Below are 12,280 nucleotides of genomic sequence, written 5' to 3'. Positions count from 1 at the left end.
CGACGAGGTAGATAGGTTGGAGGTGGAAGCACAGCAATGTGTGGAGCTGACCAATACTAATCGGTCGAGGGCTTATCCTAAAAGATTAAACCCCAAAAAGTGACGTGAAGCTTTGCAGCAACACCGAATACTTTCCGGGGGCCCCGGATGAACAACTAGCACTAACTTTCGCATTCAGTTTTCAAGGTTCAAACCTTGAACTTCATATTGGCTTTAGCCAATGCTGTTTGGTGGCGATGGCGGAGGGGTTCCACGCGTACCCATCCCGAACACGACCGTTAAGCCCTCCAGCGCCGATGGTACTTGGACCGCAGGGTCCCGGGAGAGTAGGACGTCGCCAAGCAAATGAAATAACCCACTAACTATTTTAGTTGGTGGGTTATTTGTTGTCCACAGCCTATCCACAACGATGAATAGGTATGTTATTGAAGAAATATGCACAGAGGGATAACTTTATAAAGTGAAAAATCTCGTAGCTATAAGCCGTCTCATCCACAATTTCTGTTGAAAACGTGTTCATAACATTGGATAACTACACGATAATAATTCGATATTTCGCAAAATTACGAAGTTATGCACATTCTAGCAATGATTCACTTATCCACACGTTGATAAGTTTCAAAGATAATTGAATCGTAAAATATTTATTCAGTGAGGGCCAGATTAGTGCTACTTACACTATAGGTAAGTTAATAACGATCCACATCGTATACACTCCAAGTTCATAATTCTATCCCGCACTTCTTCATGTTCACCCATTAAAAGTTATGAAATCTTAATATTGATGCTTTTATTTGCTTATGGAAATGAAGTTAATTGTAAGCGTATTCCCCTAAACATATTAGGATTGGCACATGCAACACTGTTAATTCGTTATCTTTCTAATAGAAGTCTGTCTGCGAGGAATTAACTATCTATGAAGTCTATCGCGGTTATTATACGTACAGCACTATTTGTTAAGAGCGGTTGCAGTAAAGAAGAGGCAATGACTAATGCGGTGAAGGAAATCGTACAGCATAAGAAGTTAGTTGAGGAAGTACTCAATTCTATGCAGAAGGGATTGGAAGAGAAATTGGATGCTGAGCGAGAAAAGGAAAATAAGAAAATATTCATAGTTATGGATGAAATAAAAAAAGTTATCGAATGCCTGGTGCAATTTGATAACTCTTTTTTTGTATGGAAGCAGAGAAGGAAGATGTTACAAACAGTATCAGTTTTCATTTGCAAACTGGCATTACGGAGTTGGTCGTTCACATTTCATTTCTGATTTTATTCTTAAATCTTATTCATTGAATGTTAAGTTGAGTATTACATGTTCAATGTTAGCATAAAAAGAGGGTTCAAAATGAAACATAGGAGGAAATAGAACAAATGAACATTAAAACAGCAATTCTAGCATCTATGATCGTATCCAGTATGTTGGTTGCCGTGGCAGGCCCGATTCCTGCAGGGGCCGCGGCTGCGCAAGAGCATAAGCAAACGGATAATAAGAAGGTTCATATCGATCAGAAGCTGGCCGCCAAGCTGCAAAAAGCGGTAAAGCAATTTGCAGGGAAAGAGATAAAGTTACAGGAGGCTGCCGAGACTACATTTTCTACAAATGCAAAGGTTACATCGACAGATGGAAAGTACGCAGTCCACTTCGATTATCAAAAAGGAGAAGTATGGGAGATCAATGGAACGATTCCAATTGATAAAATCAGCAAACAGGATCAGGAAAAGGCCCTGAAAATGCTGAAAGGAGCATACGCAAAGAAAACATACGTCTTTGATAGAGAAGCGGTCATGAAGAGGCGCTATGACGATAAAAAAGGAAAACTGCAAGATCATTATTTATCGTATGAATTGACAGGGAAAGATTTTGAAGCACTTCTGTCCAAGGATAAGCGGGGAGAGACGTCAGTAGAGTATGTCAGTCTTTCGATAAAGTTAGCCAAGGAAGAGCTCGATTCAAAGTCGCTGGAAACGGCAGCAAAGGCGATAAATGCGGCTTTCGATCATGATTTGAATGTAACAGAGGGGTCTCTTAGTTCTAACGGAGACAACTATCATATGTTGTCACTTAAGGATAATGATGTATCACTTGAGATGGAAGCAAAAAAGGGAAAGGTCTTGAATGTATTTCATCATACAAGAAAAAAGGTAATGACCGACCAAGAGATTACGACAAAAGATGCAAAGGCAGTGGTCGCTCCGCTTGCCAAGGAATTATTCAATATCGACATTTCGGGATTAGAAGTAAAGTGGGACAACCTATTTAAAGATTATTGCTTCGTTAAAGGCAAAGAAACGGTATTGAGGGCAGCATTGGATGCCGATAAGAACGTGGTGTACCTCATATCGGGTGGCACAGCATTATTGGGGGGGCATTAGACGTTATCGGACTAAATATACAGGCTCAAATGAAATACATAAATTCTAATTTTCGTTAGATGCTTAATAAACAGAAGGAATACCTAGGAGGTTAACTATGAATATAAAAAAAGCAATTCTAGCGTCTATGATCGTATCGAGTATGTTAGTTGCCGTGGCAGGCCCGATTCCTGCAGGGGCCGCGGCTGCGCAAGAGCAGAAGCAAGCGGATAATAAGAAGGTTCAAATCGACCAGAAGCTGGCCGCCAAGCTGCAAAAAGCTATCAAAATATATGCAGGGAAAGAGATCAAGCTGAAGAATTTCGGTGAGAAGATAGAATTCTCTCCGAGTGCCAAGGTTGATTCCGTAGACGGAAAATATGCTATCCGCTTTATCATTGATAACGGTAAAATATGGGGGATTGATGAAAAGGTCACAATCGATAAAATCAGTAAAGAGGATCAGGAGAAAATCTTGACAGTGTTAAAAAAAGCATATGCAAATAAAACATATGCCTTTAACAAAGAAGTGATTATGCAGCGAGGCTATGATGGCGAAAAAGAAAAACTAGGTGCGAATTTGTCGTATACGTTGACAGGGAAAGATTTTGATGTTTCCTTTGCAAAGGAAAATTCCGCTAAAGAGCTAAAAGGTACTGTTGGTGGTTTTAAGATACAGTTTACCAAGGAAGAGCTCGATCCGAAGCTCCTGGAAACGGCAGTAAAAGCGACAAAAACGGCATTCAATCATGATTTGATGCTTACAAACGCTCAGCTAACTAACGGCATTGGATGGATGCTTGAGGATAAAGATGTATTGGTCGAGATGGAGAGGGGAGAACTCACTAAGGTATCTCATAAAACGCGTAAAGCGGTAACGACTAATAAAGAAATTACGGATAAAGAGGCTAAAGACGTGGTTGCACCGCTTGCCAAGGAATTATTCAATATGGACATTGCGGAATTGGAAGTGAAGTGGGTCAGCGAATATGAAAATTACTACTTCTTCAAAGACAAAAAACCGGTTCTGAGGGCAGCACTGGATGCTAATAAGAACGTAGTGTCCATAACAGCAGGTGTCGGAGCATTATACGGATTCTGAATAGGGCGAGTTTGGACATTAAAGAGTTATTGAATTGCATGGCGCAATTTGATAACTCTTTTACATTTGAATATTCGCATAGGAGACAATAATATAAGTGCTTCGAAAGCATCTCCTGCCCAGAAAGGATATATTTATAAGACTGCTGATGAGGAAAGACAAAAGTTAAAACCGGAATATCGGAACAGCCCGCTGCAAAGCACACTTCTATGGAAAGAATAGTAGAGATGATGTCACAAATGAGCGAATTGATATTGTTATATATTGTAGGTGAATACACCAGTGGTACACCATGAGAATATGAAACATTGGAGGGTTTAGTATGAATTTGAAAAAAGCAGTTGTAGCATCCATGATCGTATCCAGTTTGTTGGTTACGCTGGCGGGCCCGACTTTTGTAGGAGCCGAAACAGCAGGAGGAAAGAAACAAGAGCAAGCATCAAGCAGCAGTGTTCAAATTGATAAAAAGGTTGCTGCCAAGCTGCAAAAGGCTGTACAAAAATTTGCCGGCAAAGATGTCAAGCTGCAAAATGTTGGCGAACTAGTTCGTTCGAATGACACGATGGCGAGGGTTCAATCCGTAGACGGGGTCTATCAAATATTTTTTGATCATAAAACAGGAAAAGTATGGACGTTGAACGGAAAAACAACTATCGACAAAATCAGCAAAAAGGATCAGGACGATGTTCTGAAATTGTTGAAAAAAATGTATTCGGGGAAAACATATGCTCTTGATAAAGAGGTGATCTTGGAACGTTACTATGACGATAAAAAGGAACAGTTCAGCCAAGATTCCACTTATTTGCTGAAGGGGAAAGGATTTGAAGTATCGCTCGTTAAAAATGATCCGGATCTAAAAGATTATATTAATCGAGCCCGGATCGAATTTGCTAAGGAAGAGCTTGAAGCGAAGCTGTTGACAGCGGCGGAGGAAGCGGTGAAAACGGTGTTAGACCATCAATTTAACATAACAGAGGCTTATCTTGTTAGTAATACTAAAAAAAACGCATGGGAATTAAAGGACGGCAGCTCTACTCTTTACGTAGATGAACAGAGCGGGAAGGCAACTAACTTATTCCATAATACGCGCAAAAAGGTGACGACGAGCCAGACGATTACGGCAAAAGAGGCAAAAGAGGTGGCCGCTCCGCTCGCCAAGGAATTATTCAGTATCGATATTACGGGATACGAAGTAAAGTGGAATAGCTTATATCAAGACTACTGCTTCGTTAAAGATCAAGAAACGAAAGTAAGAGTGGCATTAGATGCCAATAAAAAGGTAGTGTACCTTAAATCCGGGGCAAATGCACTTTTTGGAGGGGAAGACCCTGTTGCAAGCAGACTAGAAGAAGAATAATGCAAAAAGGTAGAAGTGAAAATCAACCGTTTAAAGCATCCGAAAGGATGCTTTTTTATGTGCTCCGTTACTTCTGTCCAAACATTAATGTTCTCTTAATTTTTATTCATATAAAGTTTCGTGGTTAAGTTCTATTCCATTCATTAGCATTATAGCTATCAAGTGTTCCATTAAAGGAGGAAATAAAATGAACATGAAAAAAGCAATTCTAGCGTCTATGATCGTATCAAGTATGTTAGTTGCCGTGGCAGGCCCGATTCCTGTAGGAGCCGAGGCTGCGCAAGGGCAGAAGCAAGCGGATAATAAGAAGCTTCAAATCGATCAGAAGCTGGCCGCCAAGCTGCAAAAAGCAGTAAAGCAATTTGCAGGGAAGGAGGTAAGGTTGCAGGATACTGCCGAGGATATAAGGGATTCAGATGCAAAGGTTAAATCAGTAGATGGAAAGTACGTCGTCTACTTTAATTATAAAAAAGGTGAAGTATGGTCGTTGGACGGAACGATTCCACTCGATAAAATCAGTACAGCGGCTCAGGAGAAGATCCTGAAAGCGCTGAAAGGAGCATACGCGAAGAAAACATACGTTCTTGATAAAGAAGTAGTTCTGAATCGCCTTTATGATGGAAAAAAAGAAAAACTAAAGGATGATTATTTTTCGTATCAGTTGACAGGGAAGGACTTTGAAGCAAAGTGGGAAGTATGGGGTGAGGCAGAATTTGTGAGTAAAGTTGCAATAAAGCTTGCCAAGGAGGAGCTTGATCCGAAATCATTGGAAATGGCAGCAACAACGATAAAAACGGCATTTGATTATGATTTTGAAATAACAGATGCCCAACTTCATTCTAATGGGGATAAGTATCAAATGTTATTACTTAAGGATAACGATGTATCGCTTGAGCTAGACAAAAAAGAAGGAAAGGTCTTGAATGTATCTCATAAAAAAAGAAAAAAGGTAACGACCAACCAAGAGATTACGGAAAAAGATGCAAAGGAAGTGGTCGCTCCGCTTGCCAAGGAATTATTCAATATCGATATTTCGGGATTGGAAGCGAAGTGGGACAACAAATTTAAAGATTATTACTTCATTAAAGACAAAAAAGCGGTATTGAAAGCAGCGTTAGATGCTGATAAGAAACCCGTGTACATCGTATCAAATGGCCCAGGGTTAATGGTGGGGAATTAGATGTTAGGGTCAATTGCAAACTGTGCTTGAATAAAAAGGGAGCTTGAACTATGCATAATAGATGGAAAATTGTGATCTTGCTGCTAATTATCGTTTCCTTAATGAGCGGCTGCTTTGGCAAGAAGGAAGTGTTGGAGCCCTTGCAAGCAAGCAAAATCAAGGTGATCTATCAGGATGAGGAAGCCTTTTACCACGACTACGGGAAGTATTTTCATATGAAATATCCGCAGATTGAGGTCGAGGTTATCCCCGAGACTCAGGTGCTTCAAAATCTAGGGAAAACGATTCGTGCAGAGGATTGGGATACGGAAATAAAAAAGCTGTTGGAGAACTCCGGTGCAGACGTAATAAAGCTGGGTGATGCGAAAACGTTTAAATCATTTGCTGAAGCTGGCAGGTTATACGAATTGGAAGAAATGATCCGGCAGGACGACTATGATATGAAGGGCTTTTTGCCAGGGCTGATCGATAAAATCAAAAGCTTAGGCAACGGCAAGCTATATGGGCTTACTCCTTATGTAGACAGGGATGTTTTGTACTATAACGCAGCGTTGTTCAAGGAGCATCAAATCGAACCGCCGAAGAACAATATGACCTGGCAGGAAATGTTTGATTTGTCAGCGAGATTTGCCAATATCGGAAGCGGAGAAAATAAGGTGTACGGGTTCTATGAATGGTCTGGGGATATAGGATTCATTTTGTACAAAATTGCCGATTCCTCCGGATTGAAGCTGCTCGACCCGAAGGGAGAGAAGGTGCTTCTGAACTCAGATGGCTGGAAAAAAGCCATCAAGCAGGTAACGGATGCTGTACGCAGCAAATCTGTATTTTTGCATCCTGAAGGCCAAACTTACTCTCAAAAACTTAGAGATCAAGCTGCTATGATGATAAGCAGTGCTTACAAAACACGGGAGCTTGTATTCACTAAGCAAGATTGGAATGTAGTTACGGCTCCGGTAGATCCTGCAATGGATTCTTCATCTATTACCTTTTCCCCCATCTATGCAATTGCGGCTGACTCAGCCAACAAGCGGGCAGCCTGGGAATTCGTCAAATTCGTGAATGGTCCGGAGATGGCGCAGGCCCGTTCGCGGACACTGGAAGGCAAGCTTCCTTCACGTAACGGTTATATGAAGGATATCAAGGGCAGGAGTACGGATGCATTTTATATACCGAAGATCAGGCAGGAGAGCAGCCTTTATGAAAGTCTTCCATTCGAGTTCCTCAGATTATTTTATAAACCGCTTCGTGAGGAGCTGTTGGCCGTAGTTGCGAACGAGAAGTCAGTTGATGAAGCAGCTGCCGCGTTGGAGGTAAAAGTGCAGGAACTGCTCTTAAAAGTGCGAGAATCTGCAAACAAGGATAAAGGGAAATAGGGAGTGTAGAAACGTGTTAAAGAGTGGGAAGACCGTAATTATGCTGCTGACGATCATGTCTCTCTTAAGCGGCTGCTTCGGAGAACGGTCAGAGCTAGCGCCATTAAAAGACGGTAAAGGGAAGATCAGGGTTGTCTATCAAGATGAAGATCGGTTTTATAGTGACTATGGGAACTTCTTTAAGATGATGAACCCCGACATCGATATTGAGGTTATCAGTGAAGCAGAATTGTTTGACGAAGCCGAAAAAAACGAGGCATTCAATTTGACTGAGGAAAAGAAAAAGCTGCTCGATAAAGTTAAGCCGGATGTGCTGTTTTTGAATGAAAGCATGTTTGAGGCCTTCGCTCAAGAAGGAAGGTTGTATGATATAGAGCCGGCCATCAGCCAGGACCAATACAAGCTGGACGGATTCATGCCTGGTCTTATCGACAGGCTGCGAGCAAAAGGGAATGGGAAGCTGTACGGGCTCACTCCTTCCTTCGAAACGAATGTCATCTATTATAATCGCAATTTGTTCAAGAAGTATCAAATCGAGCCGCCAAACGGGAAAATGACGTGGAAGGAGCTTCTTGATCTGGCAGAGAGATTTGCGAGCGTCGAATCAGGAAAGAAGCAAGTGTTTGGCTTGTATCAAACGAGAGGGCCGGCAAGTTTGATGTATGATATCGCCGCTGCATCGGGACTTAAGCTAGTTGACGCGAAATCAGGCAAGCTTCTGATCGATTCGGATGGCTGGAAGGAAGCAATGAAGATGACGGCGGATGCCGTCCGCAATCATGCAGCCTATGCGCCTCCCCCTATGGAGGAAGGCGAACAGCTGGATGGATACGATGACGCCGACTATGAGAAACATAGAGACTACTTGAAGCAGTACAGCCGATCTAACGAGATGTTCTACATGGGTCATGCAGCCATGACGATCCAAGCGCCATGGTTTGCGTCCTTTTTACGGGATATTCCCTACTACTCCAAGACACCGGAGATCGACTGGGGCATTGCGGCCGCGCCTGTTAATCCTGCTAAGCCCGATGAATCGGCTTACGTGAAATTGTCGGAGATCTATGCCATATCTGCAGATTCTCCGAACAAGCGGGCAGCTTGGGAGTTCGTCAAATTCGTGAACGGGCCGGAAATGGCGCAAGTTGCTGGGAAGGCAATGAACGATACGCTGCCTACGCGATCAGACTATTTCAAGGATTTTAGAGGGCGGGAAACGGATGCTTTTTACCTCCTGAAGCCAATGGAAGCTAGCGGTGTGTCAGATAAAAAAAGCATGCCACCAGGGTTCCAAGGTGAATTCGATTCGTTATTGTCGGATGCGCTGAAATCCTTAATTGACCAAGAGAAAACGCTAGACGATGCGGTTGCCGAGCTGCAGATCAAGGGGCAAGAAATAATAGACCGATTGCGGGAAACTAAGTAGGAGCAATAAGCGAATTAAGTTGAATCTAATTGTTCAATGTTGGCATGAAGAGAGTGCTCATGTATTAATACATAGGAGGATTACTATGAATATCAAAAAAGCAATTCTAGCGTCTATGATCGTATCGAGTATGTTAGTTGCCGTGGCAGGCCCGATTCCTGCAGGAGCCGAGGCTGCGCAAGGGCAGAAGCAAACAGATAATAAGAAGGTTCAAATTGACCAGAAGATGGCTGCCAAGCTGCAAAAGGCAATCAAACAATATGCAGGGAAAGAGATTAAGCTGAAGAGTGTCGGCGAGAAGATAGAATCCTCTCATGATGGTGCAAAGGTTGAATCCGTAGACGGAACATACGCTATCTGCTTTAATGTTGGAAGTGGCCGGATATGGCAGATTGAAGAAAAGGTCACAATTGATAAAATTAGTAAAGAGGATCAGGCGAAAGTCCTGAAAGTGTTAAAAGGGGCATATGCCAATAAAACATATGTCTATGATAAAGAAGTGATTATGCAGCGAGGGTATGATGGTGATAAAGAAAAGCTAGGTGTAAGTTTGTCGTATAAGTTAACAGGGAAAGACTTTGAGGTATATTTCTTCAAAGACAATACTGCTAAAATGCCGAAAGATGCAGTTAGTGCGTTTACAATAAACTTCACCAAGGAAGAGCTCGACCCGAAGTTGTTGGAAACGGCAATCGGAGCAATAAAAACGGTATTCAATCATGATTTGGAAGTTACATCCTCTAACCTAAGCCGCTTTACATGGACACTTGAAGATAAGGACATATCGCTTGAAATGGAGGAGGGAAAGGTCACTAACGTATTTCATAAAACACGTAAAGCGGTAACGACCAACAAGGGGATTACGGAAAAGGATGCCAAAGAAGCGGTTGCTCCGCTTGCCAAGGAATTATTCAATATGGACATTGCGGATTTAGAAGTGAAGTGGGACAGCACCTTTAAAAATTACTACTTCATTAAAGACAAACAACCCGTATTGAGAGTAGCACTGGACGCCAATAAGAACATAGTGTTCTTAACATCAGGTGTCAGAGCGTTAAGTGGGTTCTGAATAGGGAAGGTTTGAATATGAAAGAGTTATTGAATTGCATAGCGTAATTTGAGAGAAAAATATCCATACAATCATACATAGGGGGAAATAAAATGAATATCAAAAAAGCAATTCTAGCATCAATGCTTGTATCCAGTATGTTGGTTGCCGTGGCAGATCCAATTCCTGCAGGAGCAGGGGCTGCGCAAGAGCAGCAATTGGATCGCTGGACAATTCAAATAGATCCGAAGTGGACGGAAAAGCTGAATCAAGCGGTAAAATTATTTGCCGGAGAAGACGTGCAATTGCAAAAGGTAGGTAAGCTCGATTTCAATAATAAGAATGCATCTAAAATAACAGAAGTGCGATCTGTAGATGGTAAATATTCATTACAATTTGATTATGATACAGGGGTTATCTGGACGGTAAGCGGCAAAACCGCTACTATTGACCAAATCAGCAAGCAGGAACAGGAAGACGTATTAAAGTGGTTGAAAGCGATATATCCAAAGAAGAAGTATGCATTTGATAATGAAGTTGAGGTGATTCACCAATTTACGGATGAGAAACTCTCAAAAACGTCAAAAGCAGAGGTTAGAGAGGAGAAGACGTACGAATTGAAAGGAAAGGATTTCTCCGCTTCCTTACACAAATTAGATGGCATACCAGAACATATCGGTCATATCACGATTGACTTTGATAAGAAAGAGCTTGATCCGAAACTGCTGAAAACAGTTGTTGATGCTGCTCAAACTGTTTCTACAAATAAGTTTGAAATGACGACTGCTCAGCTTCGCGTCGATTTATCGCCAATTATCTCAAAGAATAAACCCAATATAACATGGGTGTTCCATGATGGCAAAGTTACGATTTATGCAGATCCCAATACAGGGAAAATCAATAGTATCTACAATGAGCTTGGAAAACAAGTACGCGAAAATAAAGGCATTTCCGAAAAAGAGGCGAGAGAAGCGGTCGCCCCAATAGTGAAGAAAGTATTTAATATCGACATGAATGGATATAGCGTGAAATGGGATGGAACAGAAAAGGATTTTGCTTTCACCAAGAAAAATGGCATGAATGTAAGAGCGGCATTGGATGCAAATAAAAAGGTCGTGTACATTCGAGTCGGAAGAGCTGCTGCTCCTGGGATCATTAAGTATGCAGCCGATTTGGAAGCGAAACCCCATTAAACGCCTACAAACGAACCATTTCATTATATTTTGACTCCGTATCAAATAATCCACTGGCTTCTATGCGTCGGTGGATTTTTTTATTTGAAACCATCTTCATTCAGAATAATAGAGATGATGTCACAAAAGAGAGGAATGAAATTGTTATACATTGTAGGCGATCACCACTTTACGAATAAAAAACGTTCAAAACTTTAAAAGTAGGGTGGAACATAGGAGGGTTTAGTATGAATTGGAAGAGAACAGCTCTAGCATCTTTACTCGTATCCAGTATGTTGGTTACCTTGGCAGGGCCGATTCCTGCGGGTGCCGAGGCAGCGCAACAGCACGAACAGCAGCAAATGAGAAAGAAGATTCAAATCGATCAGAAGCTGGCCGCCAAGCTGGAGAAGGCAGTCAAACAATTTGCAGGCAAAGAAATTAAGCTGAATATGCAGGGCACTTCCCAATCCATAAGCGATCAGGTGCAGGTTAAGTCGGCAGATGGGAAATATAGTGTGAACTTCAAGGAGAAAACAGGAGAAATTACTACGATTAGAGGCTATCAAACCATCGATAAAGTCAGTAAGGAGGATCTGAACGAAGTACTGAAAGTATTAAAAGGGTTATATGCGAAGAAAGACTATACATTTGATAAAGAAGTTCATGTCGATCTGCACGATGTAGAATCAAAGACGCCCTTTAGCATGTATTCGTTAAACGGGAAAGGATTTTCTGCCTTACTTATGAAAAATTATCCGGGGTGGCCGACAAAGATTCATGTTTCAGCCCAAGTCGAAGTTGCCAAGAACGAGCTTGATCCAAAGCTCATGGAAAAGGCAGCCGGGGCAGTAAAAACAGCTTTAGGCCACAATTTTGAGGTGACGAAGGCTTGGGTTGGAGGTACTAATAAAAAAAGTACATGGAAACTTAAAGGTGGCAATATTACGCTGTCCTTGGATGGAACAGGGAAGACCGAATATATTTATGATATTTCGCGAAAACAATTGACGACGAACAAAGAGATTACGGAAAAAGAAGTGAAAGAGATAGTCGCGCCGATTGCAAAGAAGTTATTCAATTTGGACATCCAGGGGCTTGAAGTAAAATGGGACGGTGCTTCCAGAGACTTCATCTTCAATCAAAAGAAAGATACGAAAATGACCGTGGCGCTGGATGCCGATAAAAACGTAGTTTATATGTTTTCCGGGGTAAGAATGCTTCTGGAGGATTTAGAAAGAGATTAACCTTAATAAAAAGGAGAAGA

The 12,280-nt window shown here is 41.7% G+C and carries 10 protein-coding genes and 1 rRNA gene; all 11 read left to right on the top strand.

From position 1 onward, the window contains the following. Nucleotides 1-226: 226 nt before the first annotated feature. The 11 genes from rrf (at nt 227) to M3661_RS24920 (ending at nt 12,260) form a co-directional block, all read left to right on the top strand. Nucleotides 227-343 (top strand): 5S ribosomal RNA (rrf, locus tag M3661_RS24970). 573 nt (nt 344-916) lie between these two features. Next, nucleotides 917-1,267 (top strand): hypothetical protein, encoded by a 351-nt coding sequence (locus M3661_RS24965; protein ID WP_251489514.1) that lies wholly within the window; start codon nt 917-919, stop codon nt 1,265-1,267. A gap of 104 nt (nt 1,268-1,371) precedes the next feature. Next, the gene (locus tag M3661_RS24960) at nt 1,372-2,373 is read left to right on the top strand and encodes a hypothetical protein (protein WP_251489512.1); all 1,002 of its coding nucleotides are present in this window, start codon (nt 1,372-1,374) and stop codon (nt 2,371-2,373) included. 97 nt (nt 2,374-2,470) lie between these two features. Next, nucleotides 2,471-3,454: a hypothetical protein gene (locus M3661_RS24955; RefSeq protein WP_251489509.1), complete on the top strand. Its 984-nt coding sequence runs from the start codon at nt 2,471-2,473 to the stop codon at nt 3,452-3,454. A gap of 322 nt (nt 3,455-3,776) precedes the next feature. Beyond that, the gene (locus M3661_RS24950) at nt 3,777-4,811 is read left to right on the top strand and encodes a hypothetical protein (RefSeq protein WP_251489508.1); all 1,035 of its coding nucleotides are present in this window, start codon (nt 3,777-3,779) and stop codon (nt 4,809-4,811) included. Nucleotides 4,812-4,998: 187 nt separating this feature from the next. After that, nucleotides 4,999-5,991, top strand: coding sequence for a hypothetical protein (locus M3661_RS24945; RefSeq protein ID WP_251489506.1), 993 nt, complete (start codon nt 4,999-5,001; stop codon nt 5,989-5,991). Nucleotides 5,992-6,041: 50 nt separating this feature from the next. Then, nucleotides 6,042-7,367, top strand: a complete 1,326-nt coding sequence (locus tag M3661_RS24940) for an ABC transporter substrate-binding protein (RefSeq protein WP_251489504.1) — start codon at nt 6,042-6,044, stop codon at nt 7,365-7,367. 13 nt (nt 7,368-7,380) lie between these two features. Further along, nucleotides 7,381-8,793: an ABC transporter substrate-binding protein gene (locus M3661_RS24935; RefSeq protein WP_251489502.1), complete on the top strand. Its 1,413-nt coding sequence runs from the start codon at nt 7,381-7,383 to the stop codon at nt 8,791-8,793. Between the two features lie 85 nt (nt 8,794-8,878). Then, entirely contained in the window at nt 8,879-9,862 is a 984-nt protein-coding gene (locus tag M3661_RS24930; RefSeq protein ID WP_251489500.1) for a hypothetical protein, read from the top strand. A gap of 92 nt (nt 9,863-9,954) precedes the next feature. Further along, nucleotides 9,955-11,034, top strand: a complete 1,080-nt coding sequence (locus M3661_RS24925) for a hypothetical protein (RefSeq protein ID WP_072731975.1) — start codon at nt 9,955-9,957, stop codon at nt 11,032-11,034. 227 nt (nt 11,035-11,261) lie between these two features. Continuing rightward, nucleotides 11,262-12,260, top strand: coding sequence for a hypothetical protein (locus tag M3661_RS24920; protein WP_251489498.1), 999 nt, complete (start codon nt 11,262-11,264; stop codon nt 12,258-12,260). Nucleotides 12,261-12,280: the final 20 nt, after the last annotated feature.

Origin of the sequence: Paenibacillus sp. MER 180 (assembly GCF_023713665.1) — a bacterium.
In the GTDB taxonomy this organism is placed as follows: domain Bacteria; phylum Bacillota; class Bacilli; order Paenibacillales; family Paenibacillaceae; genus Paenibacillus_B; species Paenibacillus_B suaedae.
Note: the sequence above shows the minus strand (reverse complement) of the source record. Positions and strands in the feature narration are given on the sequence as shown.